Raw genomic sequence first — 18,183 nt, forward strand, 5'->3', positions numbered from 1 at the left:
CATGGCGGCCGGGGAATGCCGCGGCCGACGGGAATGTTGTGGAGCAGGTAACGCCGTACGGTCCGTGGCCGGTGCATGCGCCGACGGCGACGGAGAGGAGCAACCGTGCCCGAGAGCAGCCCCGAGACGCATGTCATCGACTTCCGCGCCGCGGAGCAGCTGTTGGCGGCCCGTGACCCACGCGGGGCGATCCGGCTGCTGGACTCCGTCATCACGGCGCACCCCGAGAACACCGCGGCCCGACTGCTGCGCGCTCGTGCCTTCTTCCTCGCCGCTCAACTGCGGCCCGCGGAACTCGAGTTCCAGATCGTGCTGGAACGCGAGCCGGACAACGCCTTCGCGCACTTCGCACTCGGCCGCACCCTGGAGCGTGCCGACCGCGCCGAGGAGGCGTTGCGCCACTTCCGGCTGGCAGCGGCGCTCGAACCGCGCCCGGAGTTCATCGAGGCCGCTCGCTTTCCAGCAGGCACGGGCAACGGTGACGGAGGCGGCAACAGAGGCGGCGGCAGCGGCGACCGTGGTCGCGGGCACCCGGACGCCGGTCCGGAGTAGTGGCGCTGTCCGCGCCCATCGCGGCCGGCACGGCGGCCCGCCTTCGCGGTAAGCGTGGCGTCGCACCCCGCGTCGCGGCGCCTACGGTCTCCTGTCCCGTCTCCTGCCGGGCCCGTTCCGTATGCCGAACGCGTCGTTGCGCCCTCGGTCGGGGGCGTACGGCGGTATGTCCCTTCCCGGCTGGTAGTGCGGTCCCTGGTGGATGTGGCGGATCACCATGGCCAGGTCGGTGGCTGCCACCAAGGCCAGCGCGGCACAGGCCGCTGCCCACTCCGGTCGCCCGGTATCGACGAAGGCCACGGTTCCGGCGATCGCCCACAGCAACCCCCACAGCGCCAGTCCGCAGCGGATTCTCAGCGGGCTACGTGCCTGAAGGGGCTCATTTCCCGTACGCATCGGCACCCATCTCCCACCTCCAGGATCCTCCCGATCGGTCGGCCCGTCACCTGTCTCCGGCACCTCTTTTCCTGCTGTGCGCTCTTCTTTCCGCTCCTTCCGCCGGTGCTTCCGTGGCTTTTCCTCCGGTGGGGAACGAGTCGGGCAGCGGGGCAGGGGGCGGGTCGCCGACGGGGTGGCTGTTGATCCAGGACAGTCCGCCGATGTCGAGGAGCGAGCGGGCACGGGTCACGGCAACGTAGGCCAGGCGGGCCTCGTCGAGGTCGACCGGGCCGGGCAGCGGGGTCCCGTCCTCGCCGGGCTCGTCGAGGTCGTCGGGTCCCGTGAAATCGTCTGCGATGCGCACGCTCGCCCACTCCCGGCCCTTGGCCCGGTGCGCCGTGGACACCGTCACCTCGGCGGCGTCCTCGGGTGAGAGCTGATCCAGGGCGTGCAGCAGTGCCTCGGTGCCGTGGGCGTCGACGAGCTCCGCCAAGGGGAGCAGATCCCGTCCGGCCGGGTCGGACTCCGCGTACTCGCGCAGTTCGGCCCAGGTCTCGAAAAGCATCAGCTCGGGGTGGCCGGTGCGGCGGCCGGCCTCAAGGTCGTATGCGGCGCGGGCGAGAGCGCCGAGTGCTTGGCCGCCGCCGGCCAGGGCGACCCGGCGGCCCGCCTCCAGCTGCTCTATGACCTCTGCCATCGCTCCCACATTTGTCCGGCACAGGATCGCCTCCGGCGCGGGGACCCTGCGTAATTCCGTCTCCCGGCAGGGCGATCCGGTGAGCCGGATCGGGGCGCCGGCGATGGTGAGCCAGCGATTGGCCTCGGCCGCGAGAGCCGGGCCGAAGCGGAACGACCGGGAGAGGCTGAACTGTCTGCCGTCGAACCCGGTCATGACGTCGCGGGCGCCGCGCCAGCCGTAGATGGCCTGGGCCGAGTCTCCGACCAGCACCAGTTGTGCGTGGTCGCGCTGGGCCGTGAAGACCTGCTCGACCACGGGGCTGGTGTCCTGCGCCTCGTCCAGGAGCAGGAAATCCCCCGGGATCACGGGCTCGCGCAGTGCCCACATCTTGAGGTAGTGGTCGTGCTCGAAGCGGACGACGCCGCGGTCCGGATGCTGCAGGTCGGCCCAGGCCTTGCGGGCGTAGGGCAGGACGAGAGCGGCGAGCTGTGCGTGCAGTGGCGCGGATTCGGCTCCGCGCGGGGGCGGGACGTGATGGGGCGCGATCTCCTGGTCGGCCGACTGGCAGAAGCGGGTGACGGTGCGCAGGACCGTGTAGGAGAGCGCCTTGTGGGTCACCTTGCGTGCGCCGATGGGGACGGTCATGTCCTCGCCGATGCCCAGGGCGGCGCCCGTGCGCCATCCCGCTCGCCGGGGGGCGTTCATCCGCGCCTGGTAGCGCTTGCCCACGGCGGTGTAGGCGAGGGAGTGGGCGGTTCCGCAGGACACTTCGGCGGGGAACGTCCGCGCGGCATGGCGCGCGACCGCTCTGTTGAAGGCGATGTACCGGCCTGACCGGCCCTGCCGCCGCGCGGTGCGGGCGAGCATCGCGAGGGTGGTCGTCTTGCCGGTCCCGGCGCCGGCCTGGATCACCAGATGCGCGCCGGTCGGAAAGGCCTCCGCCGCCGCGGATTGTTCGGGCGTGGGGGTGTGCATGCCGTGCTCCTCGTCGCTGTGAATTGATTACTGAGCGTGACGATGTTGCTCACCGTAGCGGATTTCGGGCCGAGGGTGAGAGGGATTCCCGTGGCCTGTGGATAACCTCCGGCCCGCGCGCGGAAGGCCTGGTCGGGACGCATTGTCAGTGCTGTCTGCTTCCATCGATCGGGAAGGGCCGGGACCGCGGCGGAGTGGAGCGGGGCGGGGCCGGGCGGCAGGCAGAGGCATCTCTCGTTCATCTCCCGCGATGTGCGGCGAGGAGCGCACGCGGACGAGAGGCGCCGGTGCGGTCATGGTGTGCGGCCGGGGCTTCGGCGCCCGGCACTCCGAGGGAGGTGTGAGCGCTGGGGAGGGAAGCGGAAGACGTGCTGCGTGCGACCGTAGACTCGCAGGTCGGGGGCGCTGGAGCGGGCCGTTCGCGGCAGGTTCCGCGGGCACCGGGGCCGGGGCGGAACGACCACACGGCGAGCGACCGAGCAGTAAGGAATGGGATGACGAGGCGGCGGGAGGCGGCAGGGGAGGCCCGGCCGTCGTACGACCCGCCCACGGCCGGGTCCGGGGGCATGGGGGAGAGCGGGGAAACCGGCGCTGCGCTCGCTCGCTGCGCCGCGGTCTTCCTGCCCGCCGTGCCCGGCCTGCCGCCGCGCGCCGGGAAGATCGCCCTGTGGCGGCCCGATGGCGGCCCCCTCCCGGACGCCGGAACCGGGGAGGACGGCGGGGCCGCGCCGGGCGGCGGGACGGTGCCGGGCAGTGACGGGACCGCCGGGCCGGGGCAGCTGGCCGTCGCCCGCCGCCATGGGAACGGTGCCCGTAGCCGCACGGTCCCCGCCGTGCTGCTTCCCCTGGCCGAGGCCGTCCCCCTGCTGGTCCGTGCCCGGCACGACCCGGGCGCCCACCCGGCTGCCGCCTGCTGGGGCGCGGCCACCCTGCATGCGCTGCATCTCGCCGCCCGCGGCAGGCTGCTCCCCGGGCTGACCGCCGAGGACACCGACGCCTGGCGCGCCGGGCCGCTGGACCCCGACGACATCGCGCACCTCCGGGCCATCGCCGCCGCCATGCCCGCCGAGGCCCACGCCGTGCCGATCGCCGGCAGCCGCCCGCTCCAGGTGTACGACCCGGCGGCCCTGGTACGGCTCTACGTGGACGCGGTCGCCGATGCGCTGCCGCGCACTCCCGCCGCCGGACTGGTCGCCGGCGCACCGTTCGCCGCGACCGAGCCCCAGCACCTTCCCGGCGCCCGGGACTGGGCCGCCGAGGTCGCGGCCGGTGTCGATGCGGGGGTACGCCTCTCCCTGCGCCTCGATCTCGCCCCGCACAAGCTCTTCGACCGCGGGGAGGAGAGCGGAGCGGGCGGAGCCGAAGAGCGCAGTGCGGCGGCCGCCGTCCTCCAGGTGCACAGCCTCACCGACCCCACCCTGGTGACGGATGCCCGCGACCTGTGGGACGGCGAGGAGCCCGCACATTTCGGGCCGCGCTCCCGTGTCGACACCCTGCTCGCCCTGCGGCGCGCCGCCCGTATCTGGCCCCCGCTCACCCGCCTCCTGGAGCAGCCCGTTCCCGATGTACTGGCGCTCGGCGAGGATGAGTTGTACGCGCTGCTGGGGGAAGCCGCACCCCGGCTGGGCGCCGCGGGAGTGGCCGTCCACTGGCCCAGGGAACTGGCCCGCGGCCTGTCCGCGACGGCGGTGCTGCGCCCGGCACCGGGCTCCGCCGCGGACGGCTTCGGCTTCTTCGACACCCGTGAACTCCTGCAGTTCCGCTGGCAGGTGGCGATGGACGGGGTGCCGCTGAGCGAGGCGGAGATGGACGCCCTCGCCGAGGCGCACCGCCCCGTCGTCCGGCTGCGTGACCAGTGGGTCCTGGTCGACCCCGGGCTCGTCCGCAAGGCCCGTAAGCGCGAACTGGGCTACCTGGACCCGGCCGAGGCCCTTGCCACGGCGCTCAACGGCACCGCCGAGGTGGACGGCGAGGAGGTCGACGTGGTGCCCGAGGGCGCCCTCGCCGCGCTGCGCGGCCGTCTCGCCGCCGAGGCACGGCCCCTGCCCCAGCCGCCGGGGCTGCGGGCCACCCTCCGTGACTACCAACTACGGGGCATGGCCTGGCTCGACACCATGACCTCCCTCGGCCTCGGCGGCTGCCTCGCCGACGACATGGGCCTGGGCAAGACCCTCACCGTCATCGCGCTCCATCTGCACCGCCGGCCCGCCGCACCGGTCCTCGTCGTCTGCCCGGCCTCCCTGCTCGGCAACTGGCAGCGCGAGATCGAACGCTTCGCCCCCGGTATCCCCGTACGCCGCTTCCACGGCGCCGGCCGCAGCCTCGACGGCCTGGCGGGCGGCTTCGTGCTGACGACGTACGGGACGATGCGCAGCAGCGCCCCCCAGCTTGCCGGACACCCCTGGGCCTGGATCGTCGCCGATGAGGCCCAGCACGTGAAGAATCCGCGCTCCTCGACGGCCAAGGCGCTGCGCAGCATCAAGGCCCCCGCCCGGATCGCCCTCACCGGCACGCCCGTGGAGAACAACCTCTCCGAGCTGTGGGCCCTCCTCGACTGGACGACCCCCGGGCTCCTCGGCTCCCTCAAGACGTTCCGTGCGCTGCACGCCCGGGAGGTCGAGGGCGGCGAGGACGCGCGGGCGGCCGAGCGGCTGGCCAGACTGGTGCGCCCGTTCATCCTGCGCCGCAAGAAGTCCGATCCGGGCATCGTCCCGGAACTGCCGCCCAAGACCGAGACGGACCACCCGGTGGCCCTGGGGCGCGAACAGGCCGCGCTGTACCGGGCCGTCGTCCGCGAGACCCTTTCCCGGATCGAGACCGCCGAGGGCATCGCCCGCCGCGGCCTGGTCATGAAGCTGCTCACCGCCCTCAAGCAGATCTGCAACCACCCCGCGCAGTACCTCAAGGAGGCCGCACCCGGTCTCGCCGCCCGCTCCGGGAAGCTCGAACTTCTCGACGAACTCCTGGACACCATCCTCGCCGAGGGCGGCGCCACCCTGGTCTTCACGCAGTACGTGGGCATGGCGCGGCTGCTCGAACACCATCTGACCCACCGGGGCATCCCGGTACAACTCCTGCACGGCGGCACCCCCGTCGCCGAACGGGAGAAGATGGTCGACCGCTTCCAGTCGGGCCACGCCCCGGTCTTCCTGCTGTCCCTGAAGGCGGCGGGCACCGGCCTGAATCTGACCCGCGCGGGACACGTGATCCACTACGACCGCTGGTGGAATCCGGCGGTGGAGGAGCAGGCCACCGACCGGGCGTACCGCATCGGCCAGACCCAACCCGTCCAGGTCCACCGGCTGATCGCCGAGGGCACGGTCGAGGACAACATCGCCCAACTCCTCAGCGCCAAAAGGGCACTCGCCGATGCCGTGCTCTCCGGTGGCGAGAGTGCGCTCACCGAACTGTCCGATGCCGAACTGGCCGACCTCGTCTCCCTCAGGAGGCCCGGATGACCCCCCGCCCCGTCTCCGGGCGCGCCGCCGCCGCGGACCGGCTGGCCCGCGCGGACCGCTCGCGCACCTTCCCGCCCCTGCCGGTCCGGACCGGAGCCCGCGGGCTGTTCGCCGAATCCTGGTGGGGCAGCGCCTGGCTGGACGCGCTGGAGACCACGGCCCTCGACAGCGCCCGGCTCGCCCGCGGCCGGACCTATGCCCGTGACGGCCATGTCGACACCATCAACGTCACCCCGGGCCGCATCGTCGCCACCGTACGCGGCAGCAGACCCCGCCCCTACAGCGCCGAAATCCGTATCGGAACCCTCGCCGTCCAGGAGTGGGACGGACTCCTGGACGCCATCGCCGCGGAGCCCGCACAGCTCACCGCCCTGCTGGCCAAGAAGCTGCCCCAAGCCCTGGCCGAGGGCGGGGTGCGCCTCCTGCCGGGCCCGGGCGACCTCGTCCCCCGGTGCTCCTGCCCCGACCACGGCAGGCCCTGCAAGCACGCCGCCGCACTCTGCTTCCAGGTCGCCCGCCTCCTGGACGCCGACCCGTTCGTCCTGCTGCTGATGCGCGGCCGCGGTGAACGCGAACTCCTCGACGAGCTCTCCCGCCGCAACGCCGCCCTCACCGCCCGCGAGGCCCGCGCCCACCGGCCCGTTACCACCGAGCCATCCCTGCACCGCCCCGCGCCCGAAGGCGGAATCCCCCGCACCGGCACCGCACCGAGCGCCGTGACGGCCGCCGGCGCGGCCGCTGGGGAGCCCGGGGAAGCGGCCGGGCCGCAGGCCCTCCCCGGTGTCCTCGCCAGGGCGGCGCTCGCCGACCGCCCCCGCCCGCCGCTCCCTCCGCCGCTGCCTGCCCCGCCCCGGCCCGGCCACCTGCCCGCCCTGCCGGACGCCGACCACCACCCCTTCGACCCCGCGGCCCTCGAATTCCTGGCAGCCGACGCGGTGGCCCGTGCCCATGCCTGCGTGTCCGCCGCCGGAGCCTCGTGCCCCGGGGACGGGCGGAGCCCCGGGGACGGGCGGAGCCCCGAGGGCGGGCGGCATCCCGGGGGCGCGCGCCCGCCCGTCCCCAGCCCCTTCCCGGCGCTGCCCATCTGGGAGGACGCCGTCCGCCTGGCGGCCACCGCCCATCCCACCGCCGGCCTGACGTCCGCCACCCGGGCCCTCTACCGCGACCTCGCCGCGGCAACCGGCCGCACGACCACGGACGTGGCCCGCTCGGTCGCCGCCTGGCGGCAGGGCGGCCGCGAAGGCCTCGCCCTCCTCGAAGCCGTCTGGAACCCTCCGGCCGGCGACTTCGACCGGGCCCGCAGTGCCCTCCTCGCCGCGGACCTCCCGGCCCTGCGCCCGCGCCACAACCACCTCACCGATGCCGAGCGCGGCATCCAGCTCCGTTTCGGCCACGACCACCGCTGGTATCCCTACGAATCCGAGCCGGGCGCAGAGGACTGGTGGCCCACCGGCCCCGCGGACCTTGACCCCGTGGGCGCCCTCACCACGCTGCTCGCGCGATGACTAACCTCGACGCCGTGGAAGGTCTCGATGCTGTCACCCGATCCCTCGCCCGGCGTACCCCCGAGCAGCTCGCCGCGCTCCTCACCCGGCACGCCGAACCGCTCGCCCGCCGGCCCGCCCCCACCGAACTGCGCGGCCTGGCCCAGGCGTTGTGGTCCTACGAAACCCTCCACCACCTGGTGCTGCACCTCGACCATCCCCGGCTCCAGGTGCTCGCCGCCACCGCCCGCATCAGCCAGGAGCGGGCCGGGCGTGACGCCCCCGGCCCCGCAGCCCCGGCCCCGGGCGCCGACTACCAGTCCCTGATGGCGCACCGGCTGTCCTTCGCGCATCTGGCCACCGAACCCGTCCCGCCCGAGGACATCTACGCCGCCCTCGGGGCCGTCTCACCAGGCCCCGCGCGCACCGCCGCCGCATCCGCACTGCGCCACCTCTGCGAGGACGGACTCGCCGCGCCGGCCGAGGACGGCGCGATCGTCGTGCCGCCGCGCGCCCCGCAGCTCCTGGCCGCCCACGACCTCGGCCCGTTCCTCGCGCACGCCCCGCAGCCCGCGCCGGAGGACGCCGCCGCCCCCGGGGCGCCCGCCGCAACCGTCCCCCCGACCTCGCCGCAGGACGAATCCCGGGCCGCCGCGGCGACCCTCGCGGCCACCGCCGACCGGCTGCTGGCCGCCCTGGCGACGCAGCCCGCCGCGCTGCGCAAGTCGGGCGGGCTGGCCGTACGGGAGATCAAACGGCTGGCCAAGGCGGCCGGCGCCACCGAACCGCACACCCGCCTCCTCCTCGACCTCGCGCTGGCGGCCGACCTGATCGCGCTGACCCGCAGCCCCTCCGGCATCACCGCACTGCCCACCGGCGCCTACGACGACTGGCTCGCCCGTCCGCCTGGCGCCCGCCTCGCCCCGCTCCTGGCCGCCTGGTCGGGACTGTGGGACATCCCCACCCACACCCCGGCCGGCGAGACCCCGACCGCACTGGTCCGTGGCCACGACCGGCACGCCCCCGCCCTCCGGCACGCCCTCCTCGCCGCCCTGGCCGCAGTACCCCTCGACGGGGGAAGCGCTCTGCCGCCGTTGCCGTTCACGGAGCCCCCACGGCAGGAGACGGGTACCCGCACCCCATGGGAGGACCTGCTCGGGGCCGCGGACTGGCATCGCCCCCTCGCCGTCACCCGCCAGCCGATGGCCGGGGAACGCGCCGCCCACACCCTCCACGAGGCCGCCTGCCTCGGGCTGGTCGCCCACGGCACGCTCACCTCCCTCGGCCGGGCGCTGCTCGCCGACCCGCGCTCCCTCGACGAGCCGCTGGGCGATCTGCTCCCGCCGCTCCTCGAACAGGCCCATTTCCAGGCCGACCTGACCGCAGTCGTGCCCGGCCGTCCCACCGCCGCGCTCCAGGAACTGCTCACCGCCGCGGCCGACCGGGAATCCGAAGGCCACGCCGTGACCTGGCGGTTCACCCCCCGCTCCGTACGCCGTGCGCTGGACGCCGGCCACCGCGCCGCAACGCTGCTCGACGACCTCGCCCGTGTCTCGGCGACCGGCACTCTGCCGCAACCGCTCGGCTACCTGGTCCGGGACGCCGCCCGCTCCCACGGCCGGATGCGTGTCCTGTCCGCCGCCTGCTGCATCCGCTCCGACGACGAGGCCCTGGTCGAGGAACTTGCCGCGCACCGTGACCTGCGTGACCTCGGACTGCGGGTCATCGCCCCGACCGTCCTGGTCAGCAGCCGGCCGCCGGCCGCCACCCTGGACGCGCTGCGCGCCGCGGGCTATGCGCCGGCCCTGGAATCCGACACCGGCGCCACCACCGTCGAACGCCTCCCCGCCCACCGGACCAAGGCCCCCGCCCCTCCCCGCAACTCCCACGCACCGCTCGCCCTCGCCCACCGCCTCCTGGGGCTGCCGGCACCTTCCGAGGCCACCACGATCGGTAACACCTGACCCGTTGCCGGGGCGGGGCGGAGGGCTGTCCCGGCAACAGGCGGCGCCCCTGGTACGCGGTGGCGGCCTCAGCCGTCCGCGGGTTTCCGCCGCCCCGCCCCGCCGATACGACGCAGGGCGGTCGGCCCGAAGCCGAGGCGGGGGAGGCGTCGGGCGGTGGGCTGTGCGCGGGGCCGGGGCGGTGCCGACGGCTGCCCCGGGGCGGACGGCGCGGCGGAGAGCGTGGCCGCGGGCGTCGCCGCGAGGGCGGAGGCGGCACCGGCCGCTGCCGGGGGAAGCGGGTCGGCGGACGACGCGGGGCCGGCCGTCGCCCGCCGCGGGGGCGGGAGCGCCTGCGGTGAGACCGGCCCGCCCGCCGCACGGCTTGCCGCCGCTCCGGTCCGTGCCGCGTTCCGGAGCAGACCGAGTACGGCGAAGGGGCGCAGGAGCGGGGCCGTCGGAGCGAAGGGCGTGACGACGTCGAGGTAGGAACGGCTGACGGCGGGCCGGCCGGCGGCGGGGGAGGAGGGGAGCGTCGTGCCGGTGGCGAGGGACCAGGGGGCCCGGGCCAGGCGTCCGAGGCTCCGCTGCACCTTCCGGGCGAGCGCCGGTTCGTCGATCCCGTGCCGCCGCAGCGCCCCGCGCAGCACGGCGGCACCATGGGCGGCGAGGGCCAGGCCCTGACCGCAGTCGGGGGCGAGCGAGACCACGGCACCGCCGAGGGCGATGAATCCCGTGGGCCAGGACGGCAGTTGTTCATAGCGCCGCCGCCGGCTGGTGGTGTCCCGGGACAGCCGTACCTCGCTCAGCGGCTCGGCGTCCGCGATGAGGTCGCCGATCTCTCCGTTACCCGTGCGGCGCGCGAACGGCACGAACCGGCCCGCGTGTTCGGAGGGCCGGTCGTCCCCGGTGCCGGTGAGCGTGACCAGCCAGCGCCCGCCCTCAATGGGGACCAGCGTCGCGGTCTTGCCGGGCACCGGGCGCCGGGGCGCGAGCGCACCGGGCGCCGGGGCGAGGAACGCCGAACGGGTGGTGAGAACCGGACAGTTCTCCATGCCGCCAGGGGCACGGAAAATACGGGTCGCCGAGACGATGCCGCAGTCCGCGAGGTCTTCGCGTGCGGTGGGCAGCCCCAGCGCGGCCAGCCGGTCCCGGGTGGTGGAGTGCCGGCCGGTGGCGTCGACGACGAGGTCGGCGTCCAGACGGTAGGTGGCGCCGGTGGTGGTGTCCCGGACGCGCACGCCGGTGATGTGCTCCGCGGTGCCGGTGAGCCCGGCCGCTTCGGTTCCGTCGAGGACGCTCACCCCCGCCAGGGCCGCCGCCTGTTGGCGGATGACCCGGTCGAGCAGATCACGGGAGCAGGCGATCAGATGCTCCGGACGCGCCCGCATGACCGGCCGGCCCGCCGGGCGCCGGGCAGCGGACTCCGCCGGTTTCGGCGTCCTGCGGGCGCCCTCGGCCAGGCAGCGTTCGACGCTGCCGGGCAGCAGGGCGTCGATCAGCCGGGCGCCGTCCGCCGTCAGCAGATGGGCGTGCCGGGCCCGCGGAAGGTCCGTGGGCAGGGCGGGCGTCCGGGGCAGCCGGTCGCGCTCGACGACGATGACATCGGCGTGTCCGGACAGCGCTGCGGCGGCGAGCATGCCCGTGAAGCCGCCGCCGAGCACCACGGCGAGGTAAGGGTGGTGGAACTGGAGCCCGTTGCTGCTCGTCGTGCTCGATCCGTTCATGGGCAGTCCCTTTCTCGGCGGCGGAGCACGGATCCCCGGCGGGTGCGGGCCACGTCCAGAAAGGGCGGTGCCGCATACGGTCGGGAACGCCGGCGCGCGGCGGCGATGACGGCGTCGGTGACGGCAGTGAACGAAGCCGTCAACGAGAACGGCAGGGACGCGGATGCGGTCCGCAGCATGCGCAGAGGTGCCGGTGGAAGCGGTTGCGCTCGTTGTGGGTCCCGGCAGGCCGACGCGAACGCCGGCCTGCCGCCCCCCGATTTCCCCATCATGATTCCCCCTCAGGCCGTGCCCGCGCCGCCCCGCGCACCGCCACGTCCTCCTCCGCCACCCGCACGTATCACCGGGTGGGGCGGGCGAGCACCACTTCCTCGTGGAATGGGCTCGGCCCCGGGGGACGCAGCCGTCACATCCGGTCAACGGCGGGCACCCTTCCGGATCGTAGGCGGCGGCGATCACATCCGACAGCCGGGCGGGAGAGAGGGGCGCGTGGTGGCCACCCCGGACATACCGATGGGTAGACGTGCAGCAAAACGGTGCAATGGGCGGAAACTGCTGCGGCGCTTTCTCGCGACGTGAGAAAGGCGGGCCGGAACAGCTCGTGCGGGGAGGGACGGCGCCACCTGAAGCCCCGCAGGTTGGCGGGAAATGATCGGGTACTGACGGACACCCGACCGGCCTGCCTACCCTGTGCGGGCACCGCACCGGAGAACCCGAGGGAGAGTCGTGCGCGCGATTGTGATGCGAGAATTCGGCGGCCCGGACGTGCTGCGACTCGAGGACGTTCCCGAGCCCGCGCCCCGCGCCGGCCACTCGCTGGCCGAGGTGTCCCTGGCCGGCGTCAACTACGCGGATGTGCACGTCCGCGGGGACTCCTATCTCGCACCCGTCGAGCTGCCGTACGTGCCCGGGAACGAGGTCGTGGGGACGGTGGACGGCGGCCGGCGCGTCGTCGGGCTGTGCCGCGGCGGCGGGTACGCGGAGCGGACGCTGCTGCACCGCCGCGTGACCTGGGACGTCCCCGATGCCATCAGCGATGAACAGGCCGTTGCGCTGGCGCTGCAGGGCAACAGCGCCTGGCATCTGCTGTTCACCTCGCTGCGCCTCACCGAGGGCGAGACCGTCGTCGTACCGGCCGCCGCGGGCGGCGTCGGTTCGCTGGCCGTCCAGCTCGCCGCGCACGCCGGAGCCAGGGTCATCGGCCTCGCGGGCTCCCCGGAAAAGCGCAAACTGGCCGAGGAACTGGGCGCGCACGCAGTGGTCGACTCGACCGCCGAGGACCTGACCGAGCGCATCCTGGACGCGGCCGGCGGACCGGTCGCGGCGGCGCTGGAGATGACCGGCGGGGTCACCTTCGAGCGGACCCTCGCCGCCGTCGCACCGCGCGGCCGCCTCGCCGTCTACGGGTTCGCCGGCGGCGACCTGGCGAGCGTGCCCACCCGGGAGCTGATGGAGCGGAGCATCACCGTCTCCGGCTTCTGGCTGCCGCAGCTCTACGCGGACCGTACGGCCCTGCCGACGTCCATGCGGGCGCTGTTCGACGCGGTCGCCGACGGCACCCTCAAGCCGCTCACCGGCACCGCCTACGCCCTCGGCGAGGCGGCACGGGCCCACCACGATCTGGCCGCACGCACCCCGACCGGAAAACTGACCCTCGACGTCGCCCGGTAATACGGGTGACCCGGGGCGCCGGACGGGCACCACGCCTGCGGGAGCGGGCCCCGGGACCGGCCGCCGACAGGCGCGTCCGGCGGGGACGCCGGCCCGCAGCGCACCTGCCGTGCGCCTTCGGGCGCCAACCACTGCCAGGGGAGAGAGCACACGATGGGTAACAGCACCGCAGCCACGGGAGCACCGGCCTCGGCCGCCGTGCCCGCCACCGGCACGGCGCCGGGTTCCGCGGGCCACGGCAAGAAGGCGCGCCAGGAAGCCAAGGGCACCTCGTCCACGGGCTCCAGGGCGTCGGGATCCGGCCATGCCGAGCGGGTCTTCCTCGTCCAGACGGCCTTCGCCGAGCTGGGCGGATCCGCTCACGGCCCGGGTGAGATCGCGGAGTTCACCGGCCTGGACGACTCCGTCGTCTACCGCATCCTGCAGTCCGGCATCTACCAGCGCATCTTCGAACGGGTGGACCGCGGCCTCTACCGGCTGCGCACCTCGGCGGCCCAGCTGGCCTTCACCGCGCTCGACCACCGCCTCGACGGCGCGGCCTCGCAGACGGTGCTGAGCGACCTGCGGACGGCCACCGACGACGGGCTGGCATTCCTCTACATGGTGGCGCCCTTCTCCGGCGCGCAACGGCAGTGCGTCGACATGGCCGTCGGCGACTCCGACCTCGCCGAGCTGGGGATGACGCCGCGCGATGTGCTGTCCGTGACGCGGTCGCTGCGCACCGGTGCCTCCGGACGGACGATCCTCGCCTACCTGCCGGCGGTGCTGCAGCAGCGGGTGCTGGCCGAGCCCGTCCCCGACCAGGCGGGACCCGGTGTCTACCGGGACAACGAGGCGCTGGTGGAGTCCCTGGCCGAGGTGCGCGACCTCGGACACGCCCTCGGCTACGAGGAGTGCATGGCCGGCTGGAACTCCTGTGCGGCGCCGATCATGTGGGACGGCTCCATCATGGGAGCGGTGCTGCTCCTCAAGCGCAAGTCCGTGATGCCGGTGGCCCCCGGCGGCGTCGTCGAGGCGACGAAGGAGGCGGCGGCCGAACTGAGCCGCCACGGCGCCGCCCGGCCGTCCGCGGACCAGGCCTGAGCCGCGGCGGCCGGCCGCCGGCCGCGCGGCGTCCCGCGCCGGGCCGCCGGGCACAATGGCGGGGTGCGGCTCGAAGCGATCACCTGGGAACGGCTCACCGACGCGCTCGCCGAGCGCATCGTCACGATGCCGGCGAAGGACGGGAGCCCCTGGCTGCGGGTGGCCCTCGACGGGGCGCCCGCCGCCGCCCCGGGCGAGCTGGCCGGGCGGCTCGCCGAGGCGCTGCGGATCCGGGGGCGGGCGGTGCACCGGGCCGGCACCTTCGGCTTTCTGCGCCCCGCCTCGCTGCGGCTGGAATACGGCCGCGAGGATCCCGATGCCTACCACGACGAGTGGTTCGACCGGCAGGCCCTGTGGCGTGAGGTGTTCCAGCCGCTGGACGCGGGCGGCACCGGGCGGGTGCTGCCGGATCTGTGGGACCCCGTGGCGGACCGGGCGACGCGCAGCGGGTACGTGGAGCTCCCGCCCGGAGGCGTCCTGCTGCTGCACGGACCTCTGCTGCTCGGCCACTGGTTCCCCTTCGACCTCTCCGTGCATCTGAAGCTGTCTCCGGCCGCGCTCGCCCGCCGCACCCCGCAGGGTGAGCGCTGGACCCTGCCCGCGTTTGCGCGCTACGAGGCCGAGACCCGGCCAGAGGAGGCGGCGGACGTGGTCGTACGGGCCGACGATCCCCGCCGGCCGGCCTGGAGCGGCCTGCTCTGAACGTCCGGGCAGGTCTGCGTCCTCGGCTCCCACGACCGCCCCCTTCGTCGGAAAAATCCATCGGAAAAACCGTACGGCCGACCACTGACAATCGAGCCCGGACCGCTGCACGCGGACCGCTGATCACCGCGCCGGAGGCGGCGGTTAGCGTGACTGCGTGACCACTTCATTCAATGCATCCGACGAGTCCGCCGTGCTGCCCGGCAGCCAGGGGCCCACCGCGACCGTGGAGGCCCGTCCGCAGTCCGTCGGCACCGTGACGATGACCTATGCGCCCGACCCCGACGGCGACCCTGACCCCGGCGAGATCGTGTGGACCTGGGTGCCCTACGAGGAGAACGACGGCCGGGGCAAGGACCGCCCCGTGCTGGTCGTCGCCCGGGAGACCCGCGGAACGCTGCTGGCCGTGCAGCTGTCCAGCAAGCGGCACCAGAACGACCGGGAGTGGGTCCCGCTCGGAGCCGGCCCGTGGGACCGCGCGGGGCGCGACTCGTGGGTGGCCGTGGACCGGGTGCTGCGGGTGCACCCGGCCGGGATGCGGCGCGAGGCCTGCGCGCTGGACCGGGGCCGCTTCAACCTGGTCGTCAACCGGCTGCGCGAGCGCTACGGCTGGCGCTGACGGCGGGACTCCCGGACGCCGGGGCTTTCCGGGGCGCCGGACTCCGCGGCTCCGGGGAGGGGTTCCAGGCAGCGGTTCCGGGACTCAGGCGTCGGCCAGGGCCAGGAGCTTGGTGACGGTGTTCCAGTTACGGGCCGTCGCCGTCACCCCGAGCCGGGCGCGGCTCACCACCTCGGCGAGCTTGGAACGGCCGATGCCGCCGGGGCACCACAGATACAGTTCGCGTCCGGTCAGCCGGTACTGATCGGGCGCGAACGCGGCCGCGTCGAGCGCATCCAGCCGGGAGGTGTCGGCCGGCTCCGCCGACAGGAACGTGACATGCAGGCTCTTGGGCTCCGCCACGGCCTGCGGAAACGGATTCGCGTCGACGGCGGCGGCCAGCTCGTCGCGGGTCCGGACGACGACCGGCACCGTCAGGCCGAGTTCGGCGGCGATCCGGTCATGGAGTATCCGGGCCGTCTCCTGCGGTGGGGTACCAGGGTCGGCGAAGACGATATTGCCGGTCTGCAGGAGCACCGAGACCTCGCCGAAGCCCAGGGACTCGGCGAGCTCCAGCTGCTTCGCCTTGGGGAAGGAGTTGTGGCCGCCGACATTGATGCCGCGGAGCAGAGCGATCTGACGGGACATGGGCTGTCCTTCGTAGGAGCCGGCCTCGGCGAGGACGGACGACGGTCGTGGTCAGAAGAGCGGAGCGGGCAGCACCCCTTCGAGGGCCAGCAGCAGACGCTTGGTCTCCAGACCACCGCCGAAGCCGCCGATGCCGCCGTCACTGGCGACGACGCGATGGCAGGGGACGACGACCGGAAGCGGATTGGCGCCCATCGCGGCGCCCACCGCGCGGGCGGCACCCGGTTCCCCGACCCGGTCGGCGAGGTCCTGATAGCCGACCACGTCGCCATAAGGGACCCCGGCGGCCAGGGCCTGCAGGACCCGGGCGGCGAAGCCGGCGGACAGCGACCAGTCCAGCGGGACGGTGAAGGACCGCAGCTCTCCGGCGAAATAGGCGGTGAGCTCGGCCGTGGCCGTCGTCAGATGAGGGAGCGCGGCCGTCGGCGCCCCGCCGAAGAACTGCTCCAGACGGGTCAGCTCCCGGCGGGCCGTCCGCCCCTCGGCGTGGAAGACGACGCGGACCAGGCCCTGCCGGGTCGCGGCGAGCAGCAGGGGGCCGATCGGGGTCTCCAGCCGCGTCCAGGCCCAGTCGCGCCGGGCCGCCGCCCCTGCCTCCGGTGCGGCGTGAGGCGGCCCCTCCGGACGCGCGGCCTGCTCGGAATTCGTCACCTGATCAGGGTAGGACGCACCACTGACAATGCCGCGGGGAACGGACCGGCCGCCGGTACCCGATCCCGCTCCCCGCCGGCTCCGGCTCAGTCGTCGTCGCCCCCGACCGCGTCGCGCACCACGTCGGGCTTGTTGGTGATGATGCCGTCGACACCCAGACCGGCGACCTTGACCGCGGTGGCCGCGTCGTCGACGGTCCAGGTGTACAGGTCCAGCGGCCGGCGGTGCGGGCCCTTCAGACCGTGCACGGCGGCGACGTACTCCGGGGTGACCGCCGTGTGGACGGGGTTGATCTGATCGCAGTACCGCGCGAACTTCGGGAGGTCGGCGACGGACGGGTTGCCGAGAAAGCCCGTCTTGAGGTCCGGCCGCAGGCGGTGCACGGTCTTGAGGGCGTCGGCATTGAAGCTCTGGATGATCAGACGGCCCTTGACGTGTCCCTTGTCCAGCCAGCCCGCGCGGCGCAGCTCGTCGAGGGTCTGCCGCTCGATGCCGGGGTAGAGCTCCGGCGATTTCAGCTCCATCAGCAGACTCTGGTCGTTGTGCTCGACCTCGTCCATGTAGTCCTCGAGGGTCGGCACCCGCTCCCCGCGGAACTTCCGTCCGAACCAGCTGCCCGCGTCCAGCTTCTCGATCTCGCGGAGCGTGAAGTCCGATACCCGCCACGGGGAGCGGCCGGGAAAGACCTGCTCGACGTTGGTCGTCCGGGCGAGCGAGTTGTCATGGAGGATGACCAGCTCGCCGTCCTTGGTCCGCTGGACGTCGTTCTCGACCCACTCGAAGCCCAGCCGGTCGGCCGCGTCGATCGACGCGAGGGTGTTCTCGGGCGCGTACGTCGAGGCGCCGCGGTGAGCGATCGTCACCGGAGGGCGTCGGTCCGGTGCGGCCTGGGCGACGGTTGTGGAGAGGGCGAGCGCGGACAGACCCATGAGCGCACCGGCGGCAACGGTGGCGACGGGGCGAATACGCATACGGACTCCTCGTGACGTCGTGGACGTGAGCTGACGTGAAGTGACGTGAACCGGGTCGGACGGGCAGAGGCTCGCAGCTGTGCCGTAGCGGGAGGCGGTCGTGTGGTGGCCGGGCGCTGAACGGGGAGTGGCCGGTTTTCCGTTGCGGAGCGACACGCAGTTGCAGGATGCCCGGATGGGCCGTGCCACAGACGTACGCCCCGACGCCGTCCAACTTGCCGGAGCCTCGGCATCCGCGCATCTTGACCGATGATGCGTCACCCGTCGTGCGCCTGAACGGTTTTGACCGAACGCCTCGCGGAGCGGTCCGCCGCGCAGGCTCCGTGCGTGGGCGCGTCGCGCTCACGGGCCCGGGCACCACAGCCGGACCCCGCCCCGGCCGCGGAGGGGTGCGGGGCCGCCTTCCCGCGTGTCCCGCGTATCCCCTCTGTTCCGCGCGTCTCCTGCGCGCGGGGGTCACGGCCGCCTGCGGTGTCCCGCGCTCCGGTGCGTCCCACCGGGCCGCCGCGCCCCACCGGGCCGCCGCGCCCCACCGGGCCGCCGGCCCGTCGGCCCCGCCGCTCCGTGCCGTCCGTCGATCCCGGCCGCCCCGCCGTCCGCCGCCCGAAGCCCGGAACGCGGTCCCGTCCGTCCCCCCCCGAAGCCGCAGGTCAGAGCGCTGGT

The 18,183-nt window shown here is 74.3% G+C and carries 14 protein-coding genes; 8 read left to right on the forward strand and 6 right to left on the reverse strand.

The window, feature by feature from the left end:
- The first annotated feature begins 105 nt into the window (after positions 1–105).
- Positions 106–552: a tetratricopeptide repeat protein gene (locus D9V36_RS32765; RefSeq protein WP_129296948.1), complete on the forward strand. Its 447-nt coding sequence runs from the start codon at positions 106–108 to the stop codon at positions 550–552.
- 81 nt (positions 553–633) lie between these two features.
- Here D9V36_RS32765 and D9V36_RS32770 read toward each other — a convergent pair whose 3' ends face one another.
- Both D9V36_RS32770 and D9V36_RS32775 read right to left on the reverse strand, forming a co-directional pair.
- Positions 634–948 (reverse strand): DUF6343 family protein, encoded by a 315-nt coding sequence (locus D9V36_RS32770; RefSeq protein WP_129296949.1) that lies wholly within the window; start codon positions 946–948, stop codon positions 634–636.
- Positions 949–994: 46 nt separating this feature from the next.
- Positions 995–2,584 carry a UvrD-helicase domain-containing protein gene (locus tag D9V36_RS32775; RefSeq protein WP_129296950.1) on the reverse strand — a complete coding sequence of 530 codons (1,590 nt, stop codon included), beginning with the start codon at positions 2,582–2,584 and terminating at the stop codon, positions 995–997.
- A 494-nt stretch (positions 2,585–3,078) separates the two neighbouring features.
- Between D9V36_RS32775 and D9V36_RS32780 the strand changes: the two genes are divergently transcribed.
- From D9V36_RS32780 to D9V36_RS32790, 3 genes are read left to right on the forward strand one after another with little or no spacing between them, the layout of a single operon-like run.
- Entirely contained in the window at positions 3,079–6,042 is a 2,964-nt protein-coding gene (locus D9V36_RS32780; RefSeq protein WP_129296951.1) for a DEAD/DEAH box helicase, read from the forward strand.
- Complete coding sequence (locus tag D9V36_RS32785) at positions 6,039–7,547, forward strand: SWIM zinc finger family protein (RefSeq protein WP_129296952.1); 1,509 nt, start codon at positions 6,039–6,041, stop codon at positions 7,545–7,547. The genes D9V36_RS32780 and D9V36_RS32785 overlap by 4 nt, the downstream gene beginning before the upstream one ends.
- Positions 7,544–9,490: a helicase-associated domain-containing protein gene (locus D9V36_RS32790; RefSeq protein WP_164993082.1), complete on the forward strand. Its 1,947-nt coding sequence runs from the start codon at positions 7,544–7,546 to the stop codon at positions 9,488–9,490. Before D9V36_RS32785 ends, D9V36_RS32790 begins: the two co-directional genes overlap by 4 nt.
- 68 nt (positions 9,491–9,558) lie before the next feature.
- Here D9V36_RS32790 and D9V36_RS32795 read toward each other — a convergent pair whose 3' ends face one another.
- Positions 9,559–11,196 carry an FAD-dependent monooxygenase gene (locus tag D9V36_RS32795; RefSeq protein WP_129296953.1) on the reverse strand — a complete coding sequence of 546 codons (1,638 nt, stop codon included), beginning with the start codon at positions 11,194–11,196 and terminating at the stop codon, positions 9,559–9,561.
- A gap of 726 nt (positions 11,197–11,922) precedes the next feature.
- Between D9V36_RS32795 and D9V36_RS32800 the strand changes: the two genes are divergently transcribed.
- From D9V36_RS32800 to D9V36_RS32815, 4 genes are all read left to right on the forward strand, one after another.
- Positions 11,923–12,867, forward strand: a complete 945-nt coding sequence (locus D9V36_RS32800) for a quinone oxidoreductase family protein (RefSeq protein WP_129296954.1) — start codon at positions 11,923–11,925, stop codon at positions 12,865–12,867.
- Positions 12,868–13,020: 153 nt separating this feature from the next.
- Positions 13,021–13,950, forward strand: a complete 930-nt coding sequence (locus D9V36_RS32805; protein ID WP_129296955.1) for an IclR family transcriptional regulator domain-containing protein — start codon at positions 13,021–13,023, stop codon at positions 13,948–13,950.
- A 63-nt stretch (positions 13,951–14,013) separates the two neighbouring features.
- The gene (locus tag D9V36_RS32810) at positions 14,014–14,652 is read left to right on the forward strand and encodes a uridine kinase (RefSeq protein ID WP_129296956.1); all 639 of its coding nucleotides are present in this window, start codon (positions 14,014–14,016) and stop codon (positions 14,650–14,652) included.
- A 157-nt stretch (positions 14,653–14,809) separates the two neighbouring features.
- Positions 14,810–15,271: a type II toxin-antitoxin system PemK/MazF family toxin gene (locus D9V36_RS32815; RefSeq protein ID WP_206739761.1), complete on the forward strand. Its 462-nt coding sequence runs from the start codon at positions 14,810–14,812 to the stop codon at positions 15,269–15,271.
- A gap of 84 nt (positions 15,272–15,355) precedes the next feature.
- On the opposite strand, the gene D9V36_RS32820 is transcribed toward D9V36_RS32815, so the two are convergent.
- The 3 genes from D9V36_RS32820 to D9V36_RS32830 all read right to left on the reverse strand — a co-directional run bounded on the left by D9V36_RS32820 (position 15,356) and on the right by D9V36_RS32830 (position 17,520).
- Positions 15,356–15,898: a DUF1697 domain-containing protein gene (locus D9V36_RS32820; protein ID WP_129296957.1), complete on the reverse strand. Its 543-nt coding sequence runs from the start codon at positions 15,896–15,898 to the stop codon at positions 15,356–15,358.
- 51 nt (positions 15,899–15,949) lie between these two features.
- Positions 15,950–16,549, reverse strand: a complete 600-nt coding sequence (locus tag D9V36_RS32825; protein ID WP_129296958.1) for a methylated-DNA--[protein]-cysteine S-methyltransferase — start codon at positions 16,547–16,549, stop codon at positions 15,950–15,952.
- A gap of 86 nt (positions 16,550–16,635) precedes the next feature.
- Positions 16,636–17,520 (reverse strand): glycerophosphodiester phosphodiesterase, encoded by an 885-nt coding sequence (locus D9V36_RS32830; protein ID WP_129296959.1) that lies wholly within the window; start codon positions 17,518–17,520, stop codon positions 16,636–16,638.
- Positions 17,521–18,183: the final 663 nt, after the last annotated feature.

The organism is Streptomyces lydicus (assembly GCF_004125265.1).
GTDB classification, from domain to species: Bacteria; Actinomycetota; Actinomycetes; order Streptomycetales; family Streptomycetaceae; genus Streptomyces; species Streptomyces lydicus_C.